Below are 20,925 nucleotides of genomic sequence, written 5' to 3' on the forward strand. Positions count from 1 at the left end.
GTTTTATATTTGCAATACCTAAAGTAATTTGCTTATCAATGCTATCGAGAATTTACATTAAAAATTTTGCATTAATTGATACTCTTGAAGTGTCACTAAACAATGGTTTACAGGTTATTACCGGTGAAACAGGAGCTGGGAAATCTATTATTCTTGGAGCACTGAGACTAATTTTGGGCGAAAGGGCAGACGTAAAATCTATCTCAAAATCGGAAGAGAAAAGCGTGGTAGAAACGGAATTTGCTTTAAATAATCAGTTCAAAAAATTCTTTATTGAGAATGATTTAGATTATGAACACCAAACCATCATCCGTAGAGAAATTTTACCTTCAGGAAAGTCGAGGGCATTTATAAATGATGTTCCGGTAACGCTTGATATTTTAAAAGAGCTTTCTTCGCAACTGATTGATATTCATTCTCAATTTGAAACGTCTAATCTTTTTACTTCTGAATATCAGTTTAAAATAATCGATGGACTTTCAGAAAATAAAAAGTTGATTGAAGATTATCAGTTTGAATTTTCAGAATTTCAAAGTTTAAAAACTCAGCTTAAAAAATTGCAGACTCAACTTGCTGAAAGCAATAAGGAAAGTGATTATAAGCAGTTTTTACTGAACGAATTAACTGAACTGAATCTTGATGATGTAGATTATGAAGATCTTCAAAATCAGCTTTCTATTCAGGAAAATGCGGAGATGATCTCAGAAAATATCGGTCAGGTTTTGTCGCGGTTTCATCAGGAAGAAATCGGGATTTTATCCTTTTTCCATGAAGCAAAAAATAAGCTTTCAAAAATTGCTGAAGTTTCCAATGGTTTTGTGGAGCTTGATGAAAGGCTGGAACAGTCTTTTGTTGAATTGAAAGATATTATTTCGGAGCTTGAAAACGAGTCTGAAAAAATAGAGATCAATCCGGCGAATCTTTTGATTTTAACGGAACTTAATAATAAGCTCAACAGTTTGTTTATTAAACATAATGTTGCTGATATTAATGAATTGAAAGATCTCAGAGATCAATTATCAGGTGAACAAAAAGGAGCTTCTGAGCTGGAAGAATATATTGTTGAAATTCAGGAAAATATTGCTAAAAAAGAAAAGTCATTACAGATTTTAGCTGATAAACTGGCGCAAAACAGAAAAAAAAGTGTCCCTGTTTTCATTTCGAAAGCCGAAAAATTATTGAAGCAGTTAGGTCTTGAAAAAGCAAAAGTAGATATTGAATTACAGCATTCTGAAGAATTCAATTCATTCGGAAAAGAAAATATTCAATTGTTATTTCAGGCAAATTCAGGTTTTCCTTTAAGACCGATTCAGACAGCAATTTCAGGAGGTGAAAGATCCAGAGTCATGTTGGCAGTGAAGAAAATTATTGCTGAAAGTGACGATCTTCCAACTTTAATTTTGGATGAAATTGATACCGGTGTTTCAGGGAAAGTTGCCGAAGAAATCGGAAATCTGATGCGCGAAATGTCTAAAGATATGCAGCTGATTGTTATTTCTCACTTGGCCCAAGTTGCTGCAAAAGGGAATAATAACTATAAGGTTGTAAAACAGGATATTGCCGGAAAAACGCAGTCTAATATTGTTCCTTTAAGCGATGCTGAAAAGCTGAACGAAATTGCACAATTGCTTTCAGGAAGCAAAATTACCGAAGCTGCTTTGGCACAAGCGAAAGAGCTTATCGGGTAAAATAAAAATTCATATTAAAATATAGAAAGACTTCGGATTAGAGGTCTTTTTTTCGTTTAAATACTAGATTTTCATTAGAAAACTGTAACATATTTCACAAAATCATAACTAATGATTAAAACTGAGCTATGTTTGTAAAATTCTTACGTTTAGAGATCAAAAGTTTTTTTCGTGGTTCATCGTTGGGGATGAATCTTGCCATGAAGATTTTCAGATTATTGGGAATTCTTTATTTTATGGCTTGTCTTGTGGGCGGAGCATTTGGTGCTTACTATTATATTCACAAAGAACTGAACTTAGATCCTTTGAAGATCGTTTCCCGATTTTTAATTGTTGTCTGGCTGGCGGATCTTATTTTTAAATACATGATGCAGCAATTGCCGACGCAGAATATCAAGCCTTTTCTGACGATGAATATTTCTAAGAAAACGTTGGTTAATTATATGTTGATCAAAACTTTTCTATCTCCTTTCAGCTGGCTGAATTCACTTTTCTTTATCACTTTTTCAGTCATTGCTTTGTGGAATGGTTTCAGCTTTTTAGGAATCTTGACTTGGTTTTTAGGTGTTTCTTTACTCTTTTACCTGAATAATTTTATCAATATTCTTCTGAATGAGAAAGAAAATATTGCCATCGGAATTGGAATTCTGATCGCGGGAATTGTTGCGTTAGGATATTACAATATCGTTCCGGTACTTTCGTATGCCGAAACTTTCTTTTATAATTTCTATGAAAGACCGTATTTTGTAGTGATCGCAATCAGCTTATTTTCTGGTTTATGGAAAATTTCATTTAATTCTATTTTTAAAGATTTTTATCTTGATCAAGGTTTAGAAGTCAAAAAAGAAGTCGGTAAAACGGAAAATATCGCTTTTCTTAATAAGTACGGCGTTATCGGGACGTTTATCAACAACGATATTAAAATGCTGAGACGAAATAAAGTAACCAAAGGTATTTTAATCGGAAGTTTCTTTTTCTTGTTCTACGGAATGCTGATGTTTTCTTCCTCGGTTTATAAAACGCCGGCGATGATGATGTTTATGGGGCTTTTTGTAACGGGAGGCTTTCAGTTTTTATTTGGGCAAAGAGTTCCTGCGTTTGACAGTTCATATTATCCTTTAATGATGACTTTGAATGTTCCTTATAAAGAATACATCAAGGCAAAATGGTGGCTGATGAATATTGTAACTGCGGTTTCCATTGTGTTGGCGCTGTGCTATGCTTATTTCGGATGGGAAATTTATTTAACATTTCTTGCTGCCGGAATTTATAATATCGGAGTTAATTCACAATTTACCTTATGGTCGGGGGCTTACAATAAAATGCAGATCGATCTTAATTCTAAAGAAAAAAGATTCGGACAAAAAAATAGTTTCAATTTAAAATCTTTACTTCTACTCATTCCTAAAATGCTTTTACCGATGGCAGTTTTTGCCGGTGCTAAATATTTCTTCGGAATCACAGCCGGCGTTGTAAGTATTGCAATTATTGGTTTGATAGGGTTTTTATTGAGAGAGAAAATTTTCGACATTATTGTAAAACACTATAAAGTGGAAAAATATAGTACTATAGACGCATTTAAAAATAAAGCTTAATATCATGATCACAATACAAAATTTATCTAAAACATACGGAAATGCTACCGTTTTAAATATAGAAAACCTTGAAATTCCTAAAGGAGAAACTTTCGGATTGGTAGGAAACAACGGAGCCGGAAAAACAACGCTTTTCAGTCTGATGCTCGATCTTATCCAACCAACAACGGGTTTCGTAAGTGTTGACGGAATTAAAGTCAATGAATCTGAAGCCTGGAAAAGTAAAGTTTCAGCTTTTGTAGACGATACTTTCTTGATCGGTTATCTTACGCCTGAGGAATATTTTTACTTTATTGGTGAGCTGAGAGGTCAGAACAAAGCTTCGGTAGACGAATTTCTAAAACAATTTCATGATCTTTTCAGTGGTGAAATTTTAAATTCAGGAAAATATATCCGTGATCTTTCAAAAGGAAATCAGAAAAAAGTTGGTATTGTTGGCGCGATAATCGGAAATCCTGAAATTATAATTCTTGATGAACCTTTTGCCAATCTCGATCCTTCAACGCAAATTAAATTAAAGAATCTAATTAAAGAATTATCAAAACAGGAAGGTGTTACTTTCCTTATTTCCAGTCATGATCTTTCGCATACAACGGAAGTCTGCAACCGAATTGTTGTAGTGAATAAAGGAAAATTAGTAAAAGATATTCAAACCAATCCGGAAACATTGAAAGATTTAGAGCAATATTTTGCAGATCAGGTTTCATCACCAGCATTAAGTTAAATATAAAAGGTCAGAGAATTTTCTCCGACCTTTCTTTTTTGAAATCTTTTATCAACTATTTATACATTTTAGCTCAATCCGCCGTCGCACATATCTACAGGAATAAGACAGGCGGTTCCGTTACAGGGATTTCCACCCGGCGGAGGTGTAATACAGCAGGCATGGTAGCCATTCCATTGTACATGGATCAGGTTTCCGGGGCAAGTGTGTCCTCCTAAAACTTCTTTTAAATTCTGTCTCTTGATTTTCTTTAAATTTTTCATAGTAATTTGTTTCATAATGATTTGTATTTATATCACTAATTTATGAAAAAATTTAATTCGAAAATAGTTTTATTTAAAAAATTGTATTTCAATTAATTATAAAAAACAAAAACCTCAGATTTCTCTAAGGTTTTATTCATTTATTTTCTCTGAAAAATTGGGAGCAGAATTTGATATTTATATTCATACCACTTCTAGCCTCCATCTTCCAGCCATTACATTATTTCAAACTTCCCACCATATCTTCAGGTTTTACCCACTCGTCAAATTGTTCAGCAGTTAAAAGTCCAAGATTTATAGCTTCTTCTTTCAATGTTGTACCATTTTTGTGAGCAGTTTTTGCAATTTTTGCTGCATTTTCATAACCGATATGGGTGTTCAAAGCCGTTACCAACATCAAAGATTTGTCAACCAATTCTTTGATTCTTTCATGATTTGGCTCGATTCCAACCGCACAATGATCATTAAATGAAATACATGCATCAGCAATCAATTGAGCAGATTGCAAGAAATTGTACGCCATCACTGGCTTGAAAACATTCAGTTCATAATTTCCCTGCGTTCCCGCAAAAGAAATTGTTGTGTCATTTCCTAAAACCTGAGCACAAACCATCGTCATTGCTTCGTTTTGGGTAGGATTTACTTTTCCAGGCATAATCGAAGAACCTGGCTCGTTTTCCGGAATATGAATTTCCCCGATTCCTGAACGTGGTCCAGAAGCCAATAATCTCACATCCTGAGCAATTTTGTACAATGAAACAGCTAATTGCTTTAAAGCGCCGTGAGATTCTACAATCGCGTCGTGAGCTGCCAAAGCTTCAAATTTATTTTCTGCTGTTACAAAAGGAAGATTCGTGAATTTTGAAATATACTCAGCCACTTTTACATCGTAACCTTGCGGAGTATTCAAGCCTGTTCCAACCGCAGTTCCTCCCAAAGCCAATTCTGAAAGGTGAGGTAAAGTGTTTTTCAACGCTTTAATTCCATAATTCAATTGAGCGACATATCCTGAAAACTCCTGCCCTAAAGTTAGTGGAGTTGCATCCATCAAATGCGTTCTTCCGATTTTTACAATATTTTTAAATGCTTCTGATTTTTCTTTTAATGTATCTCTTAATTTTTCAACCGCAGGAATTGTTGTTTCAACAACTTTTTTATACGCTGCAATGTGCATTGCGGTTGGATACGTATCATTCGAAGATTGAGATTTATTTACATCATCATTTGGATGAACTTCGGTTTTGTCGCCTAAGTTTCCGCCAGAATTTACGTGCGAACGATTGGCAATAACTTCATTTACGTTCATGTTTGATTGCGTTCCCGAACCTGTTTGCCAAATGACCAAAGGAAACTGATCGTTCAATTTTCCTTCTAAGATTTCATCACACACTTTTGCGATCATATCTCTTTTTTCAGCAGGAAGAACTCCCAAATCAGTGTTGGTGAATGCTGCCGCTTTTTTTAAATAGGCAAAAGCTTCAATAATTTCGTGTGGCATAGAACCTTCCGGACCGATTTTGAAATTGTTTCTTGAACGTTCCGTTTGTGCTCCCCAAAACTTATCTGCAGGAACCTGCACTTCACCCATGGTGTCTTTTTCTATTCTGTAATTCATTGTGAAATTTATTTTAAAGGTTTAGGCTAAGTTTAAGTGGAATTTTAACCTTAATCTCAACCTTAGCCTCAATTGTTAAAGTTACTCAATAATGAAAACTCTCGCAATTTATAATCATTATAAATATCAATCTAAATCACTGATTTTGCTCATGTTTTTTTGCGTAAGCCGTATTTTTGCATCGAAAAAATTAAAAGTAGAATGGAATTTAGATATCAGGATCCGTATCCGATCACGAAAGATGATACGGTGTATAAGAAATTGACTTCAGAGTATGTGAAAGTTGAAAAATTGGGAGACAGAGAAATTTTAACCGTAGATCCGAAAGGTCTTGAACTTCTTGCAGAAGAGGCGATGGCAGATGTTTCTTTCATGCTTCGTTCTTCGCACCTTGAAAGTTTGAGAAGAATTATCGACGATCCTGAAGCGACAGATAACGACAGATTCGTTGCTTATAATTTATTGCAAAATGCTGCAGTGGCTGCGGAAGGCGCTTTACCTTCTTGCCAAGATACAGGAACAGCTATTGTGATGGGTAAAAAAGGAGAAAATGTTTACACTGGTGTTGATGATGGTGAATATTTAAGTAAAGGAATTTTTAATACTTACCAAAAAAGAAATTTAAGATATTCTCAGGTGGTTCCTTTAACGATGTTTGATGAGAAAAATTCTGGATCAAACCTTCCGGCGCAGATTGATATTTATGCTAAAAAAGGAGATTATTATGAGTTTTTATTCTTAACAAAAGGAGGAGGTTCTGCCAACAAAACTTTCCTTTATCAAAAAACTAAGTCTTTATTGAACGAAAAATCTCTTGAAGAATTCATTAAAGATAAAATTTCAGATTTGGGAACAGCTGCTTGTCCGCCTTACCACTTAGCTTTGGTTATTGGTGGAACTTCTGCGGAAGCAAATTTAGCGGCAGTGAAAAAAGCATCAGCAAAATATTACGACAATCTTCCGACTGAAGGAAATGAGGCTGGACAGGCTTTCAGAGACTTGGAATGGGAAGCAAAAGTTCAGAAAATTTGCCAGGAAAGTGCAATTGGAGCTCAGTTTGGTGGAAAATATTTAACACACGATGTTAGAGTAATCAGACTTCCTCGTCACGCAGCTTCTTGTCCGGTTGGAATGGGAGTTTCTTGTTCTGCAGATAGAAATATTAAAGGAAAAATTACCAAAGAAGGTATTTTCTTAGAACAACTGGAACAAGATCCGAAAAGGTTTTTACCTGCAACTCCGCCACATTTAGAGGAAGCGGTTGAAATTAATCTGAATCAGCCTATGTCTGAAATTTTAGCAGAGCTTTCAAAATATCCAATCAAAACAAGATTAAAATTAAACGGAACATTGATCGTTGCAAGAGATATTGCTCACGCAAAAATCAAAGAATTGTTAGATGCCGGACAGCCAATGCCTGAATATTTCAAAAATCACCCGATCTATTACGCAGGTCCTGCAAAAACACCGGAAGGAATGGCTTCAGGAAGTTTTGGTCCTACAACGGCGGGAAGAATGGATGTGTATGTTGACGAATTCCAAAGCCACGGCGGAAGTATGGTGATGTTGGCAAAAGGAAACAGAACAGCAGACGTTACCAACGCGTGTAACAAATATGGTGGTTTCTATATTGGTTCAATCGGAGGTCCTGCTGCAATTTTGGCAAAAGACAATATTGTGTCTGTTGAGGTAGTCGATTTCCCTGAATTAGGAATGGAAGCTGTAAGAAAAATCGAGGTAAAAGATTTCCCTGCATTCATCATTACTGATGATAAAGGAAATGATTTCTTTGCCAATCTTGCGCATTAAGACAGATAGATAATAGACGAATAGAAAATAGATAAAAGAGTGAGTAATCTATCATCTATCCGTCTATCACCTTTTAGTCTTTTAATTAAAATCAAAATAAATAACAAAATAGGGCTTGTATGTTTTGTGTAAAACAATAAAAAGCCTTATTTTTGCCTAAAATCTTTAAAGAATGATAACGATTTTATCAGCATTTTGGCCGTTTTACCAGTTCCTTTGGACGATTTTCTTCGTAACAATGTTCCTAGTAGGATTCTGGTGTATTTTCATGTTCTTCGGATTGGTAATTCCTATGTGGTTGACTGAAGGTTTAAAAGAGTATTTCGGTAAAGTAAAACCTTTCGATCCGGAAGATATCAGAAGCAAATTGCTTACAGAACAAGAAGGTGTTGAAGTAATCTTCAACGAGCCTAAAGGTCACGGGCCTTTTATTCATGACCACAGTCACGATAGTCACGGACATCATTAATTGATTGTCATTGCTTTCTCACATGAATTCCGAGGAAGTAATATCAAAGCAAAACAACATATACAAAACCACTTAATTTTTTAAGTGGTTTTCTTTTTTTTAATTCGTTCGAAGCTTTTCAGGCGAAACTCCGAATTTCTTTTTGAAGGCTCTTGTGAAATTCTGAACGTATTCATATCCGCATTCAATAGCAATTTCTTTAATCATCATATCTTTGTTGATGATCAGTTTTTTAGCTTTTAGCATTCGCAATTCAGAAATATAATCGTTGACAGTCACCTGATATTGTGCCTTGAATTCTTTTCTGATTTTATTCTGATTCATCCCAATCAGCTTTCCGATTTCCTCAGCTTTAATATTTTTATGATAATTTTCATCGATGAATTTTTTGATGATAGAAGATGTTTTTGGGGTGTTATCGATTACATTTTTACTATTAAATTGCTCAAAAATCAAAATAAGAAGCTTGATGATTTTGGCTTCCACAAACAATTTCTGCATCACGCCTTTTTTTGAATAGCTGATGATCTCTTTCAAAATCATGTGCATTTCTACCGTCATATCCGGTGGTGTTTCTTTATGGAGGAAAATGAAATTATTCTTAATCATACTCTCCAAGATTTCCGCGTTTTCTCTATTGGCTTCCGGATTAATGAGATTGAATATGTAATTATAATTAATCTGAATCTGCAAATATTTTAAACTATCCTGATTTTCCGTCCAAAGTTCTGCCGAGCTGTCTAATGAAGAATAATGAAGAATGTACTGATTTTTCTTAAAAAGAAAATTAGCACCGCAGTCGTTGGCTTCCAGGTGAATATTGTTACTTAGTAAAAAAAGAAGATTGAAGCTCGATTTTCCTTCAATAAAATTCGATTTCAAATAATGTTCCGCATACGAATCTTCATGCAGTACTATTTGTATATCATCGGACTGGAATATAGATCCGTTCTTAGTTTGCTTCATACGATGCGTGGTTTTTGTGGTACATTTTAAAATAAAAGCTTCACATAGGATAACAAAAAGTTTGGAAATGATAACTTGAGGTTAATAAAGAGAAGTAATTTTGCGCAAAATTAAATATAATTTAGAATAAATAAAAATAATATTGATTATGTTCGGAAATTTACACGTGGCGATGAAAAAAATCGGGGTTGGTCTCGGTGTTTTGGCATTCGCAAGTACATATTCATACGCTCAGCAATGGGAGAATGTAGGAGGTGTGGCAACGGTTTCGGCCGGAGGAAGTAGCTATAACAATCTGGTTGTAGATAATGCAGGAAAATATTATCTTTCATATTATGATACTTCAGTAGCAAAAGGTTCGGTTCAGGTTTTTAACGGAAATACTTGGTCTTATGCAGGAGGAAGTGCGGGAATTACAACAGGAACTGCGCTTTATAATTCTTTATCAGTAGACGGTTTAGGCAATATTTATTATACAAATCAGATCGGATATCCAGGTTCGGGAATGGAAGTTCGTCAGTTTAACGGAACATCTTGGAATTCATTACCAAACTCAACCAATACCTCTGTAAATTACCATGCTTCGGCAGTTTCACCTTCTAATGTTTTATTTACGTTCGGAAATCATAACTCAGGAACTGTTTCTCGTTATGTAAACGGCGCTTGGGAGCAAGTTGGGAACGCAGGTTTTTCCAACGGTGCCATGTATGCAGAAATGGTAATCGGAACCAACAATAAAGTATACACAGCAAACGTATCAAGTGGTTTAAGAGTCTATGTAAATTCTACGACAGCCAGTGCTACAGACAACTGGGAATTAGTTGGCGGAAGTATTGTAGATGGTGCTGCGGCAAGTGAGCAGTATACTTCGGATATTGCGATTGATGGAAATAACAATGTATATGTTGCCTATGTTTCCAATTCAGCAAACGGAACTAAATTAAATGTTAAAAAATTCGATGGAACTTCTTGGGTAGCGGTTGGAAATCAATACTTCAGTGAAGGAAGAATGCAGCACGTTGCCATTGCTGTTACGCCTTCAGGAGAGCCTTATGTGGTGGGAAGCCGTTTTGAAAATGATAATTATCTGAAAAATTCAGTATTTAAGTTAAATGCTAATCAGGTTTGGGAAAAATTCGGTGGAGATTTTATCTCTGACGGGCAGGCTACTTATAATGATTTAGCAATTGATAAGGCTAATAATTATTTGGTTTTAGCATATTCAGATGGAGGTACAAAAGTGAAAAGAATTTCTATCACAAGTAATAATACCATTCCAACTTGTAACAATACAGATCCTGGAAATAACCCTGGAGATCTAGGATGTGTATCTTTCTTTTATCAAGGTCAGCAGGTTGTTTACACAACGGTAAGAGGTGCAGATGGGAAAGTTTGGTTCCAGCAAAATTTAGGAAGCACAAGAGTGGCTACCGTTTTTAATGATGTAGATTCTTATGGAGATTTATTCCAGTGGGGAAGATGGGATGATGGTCACCAGTTGAGAAATTCAACAACTAATTCAGCGCCTAGTCCAAATTCACCAGTAGGAATAACGGGAGGAAATAGTTCTTATATCATTGGTGGTTCAGGTTCTTCATGGTGGGCAACAAATGCTACTAGTGATGCCTGGACGGCAGCTTCTTCTTCAGATGTAACTTCAGCAGTGAGTGCAGATCCTTGTAAAAAAGTAGGTCAGGGTTGGAGACTTCCGGTTTCAGCAGAGTGGGTTTCAGCAGTAAATGCAGAAGGTATTAATAATCCGGCAACAGCATTTAACAGTTACTTGAAATTACCTGCAGGAGGATACAGAAGCAGCTCAACAGGAGGATTTACTTTTGTTGGAGAAAGAGGATATTACTGGAGTTCAGATACGGCGACTTCAGGTGGTAAGTTTTTATATATCGGAACAGGGAATGCACAGCCAACTTCCGGAGCACCAAGAGGTCAGGGAGAAGCTGTAAGATGTATCAAAGATTTTACACAATTAGGTACTGTTGATGTAAGGTTAAATGCATCCACCATCGGTGTTTATCCAAATCCTACGAACGGTATTTTAAATATTAAAGCAGATTCTACCATTGATACAATAGCTGTATACAATTTGGTAGGTCAAAAAGTAGAAGTTCAGATTTCAAACAATCAAATCGATATGAAAGCACTTTCAAACGGTGTGTATATCGTTGAATTGAAATTAAAGAACGGACAGAAAATTTCGAAAAAAGTTGTTAAAAACTAATAGTCATAACGTTTGATTGAATTCAAAGGTCTGCTCCATAAACCTTTGTCTGAAAGTCAGCGCTAGTTCATTTTTTAAATTGCAGTAAAACCCGCATTGTTTCGTCACAGTGCGGGTTTTTGTTTAATATAAATGAATAGACTATGAGATTTGTAATGTAACCAAGATATTTCCTCTCGTCGCTTTTGAATACGGGCATTTTTGATGCGCTTCTTCGGCTAATAATTGAGCTGTTTCATTATCAATTCCTGGAAGGCTAATGTTCAATCGGGCTTGCAAAAAGTAGGTATCATCGTTTAAACATAAATCTACTTCGGCATCTACTGCGGTTTCAGCAGGAAGTTTAATCTTTCTTTTTCTTGCGGCAATTCCTAAAGCGCTGATAAAACAGGAAGACCATCCCGCGGCGAAAAGCTGCTCCGGATTGGTTCCCGGTTCCGAACCTCCGGGTGTTGATAATTTTATATCTAAATTACCATCCGAACTTTTAGAGAATCCTTCTCTCCCGCCCGTTGTATGTATTTTTCCTGTGTATAAAACTTTTTCTGACTGAATGATGTTTGTATTTTCCATTTTTTTAGATTTTTATTGATTAAAATTTATTTTGAAATGAATTTATCCTTGTCATCATGAACGTCGGAAAATGAAGCGTTAAGAAAATTGGAAATTAATCCGTTAAAAAATTCCCACTGTTCGAAGCGCGAGAGAAATTTAGTTAAGATGAAAAACTTTGAATTCGCGCAAGTTTTTGGGATTAAGTTTTAATTTTTAGCATTCATTTTCCAAGTCTTGACTTTTTGTTTCTTTTGTGTTAAGACAAAAGAAAAATTGTTTTTTTTGATTGAATGTATGCGGGCTGTTTTTACCTTTAATTATTTCGAATACCCATCCACTTCCACAATCGCATCCGCAAAAGCCTTTGGATCTTCCTGTGGAACATTATGCCCGATTCCATTTAAAATTTTGTGAGAATATTTTCCTGTAAATTGTCCTTCGTATGCCTTTCCGTCAATAGCGGCTCCGTCAAAATCACTGCTGATCGTAATTGTCGGAACATTGATTTTTGGTTTTGATTGAAGCTTTTTCTCCAATTTATCATATTGTGCTTCACATTTTGCTAAAGATAATCTCCAACGGTAATTGTGCATCACGATCGCCACATGATCTGGATTATTGAAAGATTGAGCAGTTCTGTCGTATATTGTTTTATCAAAATTCCAAGTTGGAGAAGCCGTTTTCCAAATCAAATTATTAAAATTATACGTATTTTCTGCATAGCCTTTTTCGCCACGTTCGGTAGAAAAGTAATATTGATACCACCATCCTAATTCTGCATTCGGAGGAAGCGGTTTTTTGTTGGCTTCTAAATTGGTGATTAGATAGCCGCTTACAGAAACTAATCCTTTTACGCGTTCCGGCCAAAGTGCAGCCATTACGTCGGCGGTTCTTGCGCCCCAATCGAAGCCTCCAATAATGGCTTTGTCAATTTTTAAAGCATCCATCAAAGCAATAATATCTAAAGCCACGGCAGTCTGTTGTCCGTTTCTCATAGTTTTGTCAGAAAGGAAGCGGGTGGTTCCAAAACCCCGTAAATACGGAGTAATTACACGATATCCTTTGGCAGTAAGTTGTGGAACGACTTCTTCATAACTGTGAATATCGTAAGGCCAGCCGTGAAGAAGAATAACCGGAGTTCCTTTGGATGGTCCTGCTTCTGTATAGCCAATGTTTAAAACGCCTGCATTGATCTGCTTTAAAGTTCCTAAAGAGCCTTCCGTTTTTTGTTGAGCGTTTAGTGATAATCCTAAATTGAAAAGTAAAATTAGAATTCCGCTTGCTAAATATTTTTTAATATTCTGAATCTGCTGAGGTTTTGAATATGAATACATAATGTTTTAGATTTTAAATTATAATTCAAAAGTAGTTCGCGAAAGATTGCTGAGAAATTACAAACAAGGTGAAACGGACAATACGTATTTTGAAATAGACAAACCTGAGCTTTAGAATTTTATAAATTTTGAAAGTACAAAGATTTGCATACTATTTTAAGCATTGAGTTATGTCTTTTCCGACTGAAATATGATTATTTGTTAAAAAATAAATTATTTTAGTATAGTACTAACAAAAAAATTAAAACTTTATGAAGAAATTTTATTCGGGTGTATTGTTGTTTATCATGTCTCTGATTTTTGGGCAGATTAACTATACAATTACACCAAATCCGTTCAATGAAACGGATCAGATTACCTTAACAGTTCCCGGAGATCAGATCGATGAAGCCGCCTGGGGAGTTACCAATAACGCGATATATATTTGGACTTGGTCTTTGGATGCTAATTACCAAAACAGTCAGGATTGCCCTACAAACGGACAATGGGGAGATTCCAGCGATGCGAACAAGTTGGTATATAACAACGCAACAGATTCATATTCCTTAACTTTTACGCCAACTACTTTTTATAACAGAACCGGAATCGGAAGATTCGGATTTTTGTTAAAAGATAAAACGGGAGGGCACCAAACAGGAGATAGTTTTGTGAATGTTGGAGTTTTAAATTTAAATCTTACCAACCCACTTGCAAATAGCTTGACATCAGTTCCTGTAGGAAATTCAATCAATATTACAGCAACTACCAATGTGAATTCAACTTTCCAGCTAAAAGCCAACGGGACGGTTGTAAATTCTACAACAACTCCTTTCAATTCCTATTCTTACACCTATACTGTGACGGGAGATGCTAATATGGAATTGATTGCTACGGAAGGTTCTTCATCTAAAAATGCAACATTTACTTTACAAGTTCCTAGAAATGTGGTTTCTGAAGCAATTCCGGGATGGATAAGACAGGGAATTAATTACAACCCTACAGATAATACCAAGGTGGGATTGGCTTTGTATGCGCCATTTAAAAATTTCGTTCACGTAATCGGAAGTTTCAATAATTGGACGGTAAATGATGCTTATTTAATGAAAAGAGATACAACAAATCCTGATCTATACTGGATTGAATTAAACGGGCTGACTCCTCAGCAACTGTATACTTTCCAGTATAGAACTAATGATTTGAAAAAAGTGGCCGATCCTTATTCACCACAGATTTTATCTTCTTATGACGATCAGTGGATTTCGGCTACTACTTATCCGAACTTACCAATATTCCCTGCTGGACAGGATTTTGAGGTTTCAATGTTTAAAACAGGTCAAACGGCTTACAACTGGCAAATGACTAATTTTCAGCGTCCCGCAAAGGAAGATCTTGTGGTATATGAATTGTTGCTAAGAGATTTTACTCAGGAAAAAAACTGGCAGTCTTTAATTGCTAAAATTCCTTATTTGAAAGGATTGAATATTAATGCAATCGAGCTGCTTCCTATTATGGAATTTGATGGAAACCTGTCTTGGGGATACAATACGTCTTTTCATTATGCTTTAGATAAAGCGTATGGAACGCCGGAAAAATTCAAGGAATTTGTAGATGTTTGTCATCAGAACGGAATTGCAGTGATTCTGGATGTTGCTTTCAATCATGCAACGGGTCGCTCTCCGTTGGTAAGGCTTTGGAATGTTGATCCTGATGGCGACGGCTATGGAGATGTGGCTGCTAATAATCCTTATTTTAATACGGTTCCAAAACATTCTTATAATGTATTTAATGATTTTAACCACACAAGTCCTTCGACTAAATATTACGTTGAAAGAACATTGCAGCAATGGTTAACTGAATATAAAATCGATGGATTCCGTTGGGATTTGACTAAAGGGTTCACTCAAAACTGTTCTGAAAATGATGAAAACTGTACCAATGCTTATCAGCAGGACAGAGTGGATATTCTTAAAGATTATGCTGATAAACAATGGGCGCTGGATCCGAATTCTTATATGATTTTTGAGCATTTGGGAACCGATCAGGAAGAGCAGCAATGGGCTAATTATAAGGCATCGGAAGGTAAGGGTGTAATGATGTGGAATAATCAGAATGGTTCTTATAACCAAAATACGATGGGTTATAAGGAAAATAGCAATTTCGACAGAATGGATCATGAGCTTCATGGTTTTTCGCAAATGAGAGCGGTTGGATATGGGGAAAGTCATGATGAGGAAAGATTGATGTTTAAAAATCTTGCCTATGGTGCGGTGAATGGTTCTTATGATGTTAAAAACTTAAATACGGCACTTGATAGAATGAAAACTTTTGGAGCTACATTCTTTACAATTCCTGGTCCCAAAATGATCTGGCAGTTTGGTGAATTGGGGTATGAATTCAGCATCAACAGATGCGCAGACGGATCTATCAACAATGGTTGCAGAACCGATGAAAAACCAATTGCATTTACTTTAAACTATGATACAAGTGTCAATAGAAAGGCGGTTTATGATATTTGGGCTAAAATTATCAACATTAGAAATACATATCCTGTTTTCAAATCAAAAACTTATACAGTAGAATCTAATAATTTGACGAATGATCCGGATGGCTTGATAACGAGAATTTACGTTTATGATAATCTTCTGACAAACAATGAAATGAAAAATGTGGTCGTATTGGCAAATTATAATACAACGGCGAAAAGTGTGGTTCCGTATTTTCCTTATGTTGGAGACTGGAAAAATTTGATGGATAATACCATTATGAATGTTACTTCCACAACGGCTCCGATAACGCTTCAGCCGGGTGAATTTAGAATATTTGGAAACTATACGGGAAGTTTATCCACAATCGATGCAGGTGCTTCTCAAAGATTGCTGCTTCAGATTGCTGATAACCCTGTGAAGGATGGTTTTATCAAATTGGTGTATAACAAAGCGAAGAACGGGCAGATTTTCATCTATGACATGACAGGTAAGTTGATGGATTCATTTAAACTTACTCAGGAAAACGGAACGCATGAGATGAAGGTAGGTTATCCTTCAGGAGCGTATTTGGTTCATTTAAAATCAGATACGGGTATTTCGATTCAAAAAATGATAGTGAAATAACGTGTGGATAAGTCTGTTATTAATCTAAAAGAGGTCAGGAAAGTGACCTCTTTTTTTTGTTAATTACTATATTATCCACGTTGAAAAGTAGGTTTATAAACGCGTTGTTAAGACTTTATCAATAGGTTATTCACAAGTTCACCACTGCTGATAAGTGAAGTTATTCATATCTTGCTAATAGCTTATGAACGGCTTATTCATATTTTATCCACAGAATTATTAAGAGTTATTTTATGCTTACTAATATGCTTCTAACACCTTGCCAATAGCTAATTAATACGTTTTCCACATCTTATTCACAATTGTGGAAAAACCAATTTTAATGGAATAATTACAAGTTTTTGCCATGTAAAATTAATAGTCTACCTTTGCACTAGATTTATCAAGAAAGGTGGAGGGATTTGGCCCTGTGAAACCTTAGCAACCGACTTTTCTTAACAGGTAATGGTGCTAATTCCAACCCAATTTGGGGGAAGATAAGTGAAACAATATTCTAAATATTATTCCATTTTCTTGACGGTCTTTGTTGGCGGATGTTGTCCGTTCGGTTTTATTATTAATTTTGCAAAAAACAAAAGATGAAAAAGCTTAGCCTCTCTGTATTATTGCTTGGCGCGATTATGATCTCTGCGCAGGAACAGGAAAGGGAAAAACAGATTGAAGATGTGGTTATCGTGGGTAACCGAAATACCAAAAGAACAAAACTGGAAACTCCGGTTCCGGTAGATATCATTAATATCGAAAAGATACAGAAATCTTCACCGCAAATTACCGTTCAGGATTTATTAAATTATGTCATTCCGTCTTTTAATTCGGTAAGACAGTCGGCATCTGATGGAACCGAGCATATTGATCCTGTTACTTTAAGAGGAATGGGGCCAGATCAGGTTCTGGTTTTGGTTAACGGAAAAAGAAGGCACACGACTTCTTTGGTCAATTATCAAAATACCGTCGGAAATGGTTCTGTCGGAACTGATTTAAGCGCGATTCCTGTGATTGCCATTGAAAAGATTGAAGTGTTGCGAGATGGTGCGGCGGCTCAATATGGTTCGGATGCCATTGCCGGAGTTATCAACATTATTCTTAAAAAAGATATCGGCGCTTCTGCCACACTGAATTATGGAATTACAGGAAGAGGCGACGGTGAAACGTATCAGGCAGGAGTTAATTACGGAACTTCTCTAGGTAAAGAGGAAAGCTTTATTAATTTATCTCTTCAGCTTAATCAGAGAGGAAAAACAACGAGAACGCAGAATCACGATTTGATAATTTATGATCAGTCTAATTTAAATGTTGTTAATAATAATGGAGTAATTTCAGCAAACGGACTTACATTATCAAATGTTTCTCCAATTGCTTCAGGAAATTATGGGAATTATTTTGCTTATCAATTTGCTGATCCTGCAGATGGAGGAACAGGAGCTCAGATTTCCAGAGCATACGATGAGGCGATGATTGCTAAAAACGGTTTGTCCCGCGACGATTTCAATTTCCAAATTGGCGATGCCAGAATTAAACAAGCCCAGTTATTTGTGAATGCTGAATATCCTTTTAATGATCATTTTAAAATTTATTCATTCGGAGGTTTCAGCATAAAAGAAGGTCAGGGTTATGGCTTTAGAAGGCTTCCGAGTGAGACTTCAAATAATGTATATTCCATTTATCCCAACGGTTTTCAGGCGGTTTTAAATTCTCAGGTGTACGATATTTCTTACGCAGTTGGAGCGAAATATAATTTGAACGACTGGCAGTTTGATCTCAGCAATACGTTCGGAAGCAATACTTTTAAATACAATGTGGATAACACGTTAAATGCTTCATTAGGAGCGAATTCACCTACGAGTTTTTACGCGGGTGCTCATAGTTTTCTTCAAAATACCGTCAATCTTGATGTGTCTAAAAGTGTTAAAAATTTCAATTTTGCTTTTGGAGGAGAATTCAGATTTGAACAATATGATATTAAAGCCGGCGAAGAAGCTTCTTACGCCAGATATGATATTTTTGGAAACATTGTAACGCCAACCACTCCGGAAGCCAATGTTGTCGGGGCGGGTGGTGCGCAATCATTCACCGGGTTTTCGACAGACAATGCTTTAACCAAATCAAGGCATTCTACGGCGGTCTACGCAGATGTTTCTTATGATTTAGCTAAAAAATTAAATATCGATGCAGCGTTGAGGTTTGAAAATTATTCAGATTTTGGAAATACGCTGAATGGTAAATTGGCTCTTCGATATGAATTCATTAAAAACTTTGCGATTCGTGGAGCAGTAGGAACAGGTTTCCGCGCGCCATCTTTGCAACAGCAATATTTCAATAATTCTTATGCAGATATTTCAACCTCAGGAGTCGGAATTGTGAAAAAAGGAATTTTCAACAATGACAGTAAAGCGGCTGAAGTTCTTGGATTTGATAAATTAAAACAGGAAACATCTGTCAACGGAAGTGTTGGATTTACCTTAAAACCTGCAAAAGGATTATTTATTACACTAGATGGATATTGGATCGGCGTGAAAGACAGAATTGTGATCACGAGTAATATTACAGACGACAGATTGCAAGATCCCGCTGTCGTAGGCAAAGGAAATGAAGTGGAAAGTGCCCGGTTTTTTGCCAACGCCATCGATACCGAAACGAAAGGAGTAGATTTGGTCGTTTCTTATGACTGGAGATTAGGCGGCGGAAATCTGAATATCAATCTTGCAGGAAATTATACGGAAACAAAGATCACCGATTTTCATTTTCCGCAAGGATTACAAACACCGCAGGACGAATTTTTCGGACCGGATCAGATCAATATCATCGAAACCTTATCGCCCAAAACAAAAGCGACATTAGGCTTGAATTATGGAATCGGTAAACTCAATTTTCTCGTAAGAAATACATATTTTGGTCAGGTAACAAGAGATGGATATCCTTTCGGCGGCGTACAGAAATTTTCACCAAAAGTGGTAACCGATATCAGTGTAGGTTATGATTTGACCAAAAGTATCAATCTTACGGTGGGTGCGAATAATTTATTTGATGTTTTTCCGGATCTTCAGAGCTACGAAAATTCGTATTATGGTGTTTTCAAATATGCTCCGGTTCAGATGGGGACATTGGGGAATTATTTCTTCGGAAGGCTTAATTTTACATTTTAATTAAATGAATTCAACGTCACATCAGATCGGCTGGAAAACGGCAGTTGCCATTGTTGTTTCGAATATGATCGGAACAGGGATTTTTACAACGTTGGGTTTTCAGCTGTCAGATATTACGAATACATACAGCATATTCCTCCTTTGGATCATTGGAGGAATTTTAGCGCTTTTCGGAGCTTTTTGTTATGCCGAATTGGGTTCTTATTTCAAAGGAAACGGTGGGGATTTTATTTATTTGAAAGAAACTTATCATCCAATTTTGGGATATTTAGTAAGCTGGATTTCCCTGATTATCGGTTTTTCTTCTCCGGTGGCATTGGCGGCTTTGGCGATGTCGAAATACCTTTCAGCATTTCAATTTTCTTTCGGAAATGGCTTTGCCATCGGGATTATTTTTCTCGTGGCGGCTTCTCTGTCGTTTAGTTTAAAAACGTCGAGCAAGTTTCATAACTTTTTTACGTTCATTAAAATCGCTTTTATCATAATTTTAATTGCGTTAGGTGTTTTTCTTTCAAATTCGGAAAGTGTCGGGAGCAGCCTTCTGTTCGATGATTCCTGGAAAAAAGAAATGATGCTGCCTGCTTTTGCAACGTCTTTGGTCTTTGTTACCTATTCTTATACCGGCTGGAATTCTGCTTCTTATATTGCGGGAGAAATTAAAGATGTTCAGAAAAATCTTCCAAAATCATTAATTGTAGGAACAGTTTTCGTAACCGTTTGCTATCTTTTGGTGAATTTTATTATGCTGAAACACGCGCCTGTAGCCCAAATGGCAGGAAAAGAAGATGTAATGGGTGAAGTGGCGAATAATATGCTCGGAAATACCTTCGGAAAAGTAGTCAATGTTTTTATTGCTTTACAGTTAATTGCTACCATCAGTGGTTATTTATGGGTAGGTTCGAGATTGACTCAGGCTTTTGCTAAAGAAAATAAACTTTGGAAATCATTGTCGGTCGGAAATCAAAAAGGAATTCCTGTTCGGGCTATTTTCGCTCATGCGGTGATTGCGACTTTAATTATTCTGACAGGGAGCTTCAAAGAAATTTTCGTGTACACGGCTTTCATTCTTCAGTTGTTTGCCAGTTTGGCGATTTCTACGTCATATTTTATTAAAAAAGAAGATAGAAAAATATTTAAATCAAACCTATTCTACGTTTTCCCAACGGTTTTTCTGTTGTTTAGCGTGTATATTTTGTATTTCACATTTATTCATAATCCTAAAGAAAGTTTGATCGGACTGGGAATTGTAGCGTTGGGAATTGTTTTGTATTTGATTGATAGAAAACTATCTCGCTGATTTTGAGGATGGGGTAGATTTTTAATTTTAACGTTCCTAAAATCGACATAGGAAACTGAAGCGTTAAGAAAATTAAAATTTAAGCCGTTAAAAAATTCCCACTGTTTGAAGCGCGAGACAAATGCAGAACCGAAGAACTAAT

The 20,925-nt window shown here is 36.0% G+C and carries 14 protein-coding genes and 1 riboswitch; of the genes, 9 read left to right on the forward strand and 5 right to left on the reverse strand.

Going from position 1 to position 20,925, the window contains the following annotated elements:
* The first annotated feature begins 38 nt into the window (after positions 1-38).
* From ABEG63_RS17665 to ABEG63_RS17675, 3 genes are all read left to right on the forward strand, one after another.
* Positions 39-1,688, forward strand: a complete 1,650-nt coding sequence (locus tag ABEG63_RS17665; protein WP_346586560.1) for a DNA repair protein RecN — start codon at positions 39-41, stop codon at positions 1,686-1,688.
* Positions 1,689-1,816: 128 nt separating this feature from the next.
* The gene (locus tag ABEG63_RS17670) at positions 1,817-3,283 is read left to right on the forward strand and encodes a DUF5687 family protein (RefSeq protein WP_346586562.1); all 1,467 of its coding nucleotides are present in this window, start codon (positions 1,817-1,819) and stop codon (positions 3,281-3,283) included.
* 4 nt (positions 3,284-3,287) lie between these two features.
* Positions 3,288-4,007 (forward strand): ABC transporter ATP-binding protein, encoded by a 720-nt coding sequence (locus tag ABEG63_RS17675; RefSeq protein WP_312390394.1) that lies wholly within the window; start codon positions 3,288-3,290, stop codon positions 4,005-4,007.
* 68 nt (positions 4,008-4,075) lie between these two features.
* Here ABEG63_RS17675 and ABEG63_RS17680 read toward each other — a convergent pair whose 3' ends face one another.
* The gene (locus tag ABEG63_RS17680; protein ID WP_267404743.1) at positions 4,076-4,270 is read right to left on the reverse strand and encodes a hypothetical protein; all 195 of its coding nucleotides are present in this window, start codon (positions 4,268-4,270) and stop codon (positions 4,076-4,078) included.
* A gap of 220 nt (positions 4,271-4,490) precedes the next feature.
* Positions 4,491-5,885 (reverse strand): class II fumarate hydratase, encoded by a 1,395-nt coding sequence (gene fumC / locus ABEG63_RS17685; RefSeq protein ID WP_346586564.1) that lies wholly within the window; start codon positions 5,883-5,885, stop codon positions 4,491-4,493.
* Positions 5,886-6,086: 201 nt separating this feature from the next.
* Here fumC and ABEG63_RS17690 point away from each other — a divergent pair, with 201 nt between their 5' ends.
* Both ABEG63_RS17690 and ABEG63_RS17695 read left to right on the forward strand, forming a co-directional pair.
* Positions 6,087-7,694 carry a fumarate hydratase gene (locus tag ABEG63_RS17690; RefSeq protein ID WP_346586566.1) on the forward strand — a complete coding sequence of 536 codons (1,608 nt, stop codon included), beginning with the start codon at positions 6,087-6,089 and terminating at the stop codon, positions 7,692-7,694.
* A gap of 172 nt (positions 7,695-7,866) precedes the next feature.
* Positions 7,867-8,163 (forward strand): hypothetical protein, encoded by a 297-nt coding sequence (locus ABEG63_RS17695; protein WP_346586568.1) that lies wholly within the window; start codon positions 7,867-7,869, stop codon positions 8,161-8,163.
* A gap of 99 nt (positions 8,164-8,262) precedes the next feature.
* Here ABEG63_RS17695 and ABEG63_RS17700 read toward each other — a convergent pair whose 3' ends face one another.
* Positions 8,263-9,129: an AraC family transcriptional regulator gene (locus tag ABEG63_RS17700; RefSeq protein ID WP_346586570.1), complete on the reverse strand. Its 867-nt coding sequence runs from the start codon at positions 9,127-9,129 to the stop codon at positions 8,263-8,265.
* A 148-nt stretch (positions 9,130-9,277) separates the two neighbouring features.
* On the opposite strand from ABEG63_RS17700, the gene ABEG63_RS17705 reads away from it, so the two are divergent.
* On the forward strand, positions 9,278-11,365 hold the full coding sequence (locus ABEG63_RS17705) for a T9SS type A sorting domain-containing protein (RefSeq protein WP_346586572.1): 2,088 nt from the start codon (positions 9,278-9,280) through the stop codon (positions 11,363-11,365).
* 141 nt (positions 11,366-11,506) lie between these two features.
* Here the strand turns inward: ABEG63_RS17705 and ABEG63_RS17710 are convergent, their stop codons facing one another.
* A complete protein-coding gene (locus tag ABEG63_RS17710; protein ID WP_346586573.1) occupies positions 11,507-11,938 on the reverse strand; it encodes an organic hydroperoxide resistance protein in 432 nt (143 codons plus the stop codon).
* A 299-nt stretch (positions 11,939-12,237) separates the two neighbouring features.
* The gene (locus ABEG63_RS17715) at positions 12,238-13,254 is read right to left on the reverse strand and encodes an alpha/beta hydrolase (RefSeq protein WP_346586574.1); all 1,017 of its coding nucleotides are present in this window, start codon (positions 13,252-13,254) and stop codon (positions 12,238-12,240) included.
* Between the two features lie 251 nt (positions 13,255-13,505).
* Between ABEG63_RS17715 and ABEG63_RS17720 the strand changes: the two genes are divergently transcribed.
* From ABEG63_RS17720 to ABEG63_RS17730, 3 genes are all read left to right on the forward strand, one after another.
* Complete coding sequence (locus tag ABEG63_RS17720) at positions 13,506-16,343, forward strand: alpha-amylase family glycosyl hydrolase (RefSeq protein ID WP_346586576.1); 2,838 nt, start codon at positions 13,506-13,508, stop codon at positions 16,341-16,343.
* A 376-nt stretch (positions 16,344-16,719) separates the two neighbouring features.
* Positions 16,720-16,826: riboswitch (SAM riboswitch) on the forward strand.
* 95 nt (positions 16,827-16,921) lie between these two features.
* Positions 16,922-19,486, forward strand: a complete 2,565-nt coding sequence (locus ABEG63_RS17725; protein ID WP_346586577.1) for a TonB-dependent receptor — start codon at positions 16,922-16,924, stop codon at positions 19,484-19,486.
* 4 nt (positions 19,487-19,490) lie between these two features.
* Entirely contained in the window at positions 19,491-20,783 is a 1,293-nt protein-coding gene (locus ABEG63_RS17730; RefSeq protein WP_346586579.1) for an amino acid permease, read from the forward strand.
* Positions 20,784-20,925: the final 142 nt, after the last annotated feature.

The organism is Chryseobacterium sp. C39-AII1, from assembly GCF_039672645.1.
Classification (GTDB): domain Bacteria; phylum Bacteroidota; class Bacteroidia; order Flavobacteriales; family Weeksellaceae; genus Chryseobacterium.

Bases quoted from the DNA above. Each gene is read 5' to 3' on its own strand.
- ABEG63_RS17665 (WP_346586560.1), top strand. From the start codon at position 39: ATGCTATCGAGAATTTACATTAAAAATTTTGCATTAATTGATACTCTT.
- ABEG63_RS17670 (WP_346586562.1), top strand. From the start codon at position 1,817: ATGTTTGTAAAATTCTTACGTTTAGAGATCAAAAGTTTTTTTCGTGGT.
- ABEG63_RS17700 (WP_346586570.1), bottom strand. From the start codon at position 9,129: ATGAAGCAAACTAAGAACGGATCTATATTCCAGTCCGATGATATACAA.
- ABEG63_RS17690 (WP_346586566.1), top strand. From the start codon at position 6,087: ATGGAATTTAGATATCAGGATCCGTATCCGATCACGAAAGATGATACG.
- fumC (WP_346586564.1), bottom strand. From the start codon at position 5,885: ATGAATTACAGAATAGAAAAAGACACCATGGGTGAAGTGCAGGTTCCT.
- ABEG63_RS17675 (WP_312390394.1), top strand. From the start codon at position 3,288: ATGATCACAATACAAAATTTATCTAAAACATACGGAAATGCTACCGTT.
- ABEG63_RS17695 (WP_346586568.1), top strand. From the start codon at position 7,867: ATGATAACGATTTTATCAGCATTTTGGCCGTTTTACCAGTTCCTTTGG.
- ABEG63_RS17680 (WP_267404743.1), bottom strand. From the start codon at position 4,270: ATGAAAAATTTAAAGAAAATCAAGAGACAGAATTTAAAAGAAGTTTTA.
- ABEG63_RS17710 (WP_346586573.1), bottom strand. From the start codon at position 11,938: ATGGAAAATACAAACATCATTCAGTCAGAAAAAGTTTTATACACAGGA.
- ABEG63_RS17730 (WP_346586579.1), top strand. From the start codon at position 19,491: ATGAATTCAACGTCACATCAGATCGGCTGGAAAACGGCAGTTGCCATT.
- ABEG63_RS17705 (WP_346586572.1), top strand. From the start codon at position 9,278: ATGTTCGGAAATTTACACGTGGCGATGAAAAAAATCGGGGTTGGTCTC.
- ABEG63_RS17715 (WP_346586574.1), bottom strand. From the start codon at position 13,254: ATGTATTCATATTCAAAACCTCAGCAGATTCAGAATATTAAAAAATAT.
- ABEG63_RS17725 (WP_346586577.1), top strand. From the start codon at position 16,922: ATGAAAAAGCTTAGCCTCTCTGTATTATTGCTTGGCGCGATTATGATC.
- ABEG63_RS17720 (WP_346586576.1), top strand. From the start codon at position 13,506: ATGAAGAAATTTTATTCGGGTGTATTGTTGTTTATCATGTCTCTGATT.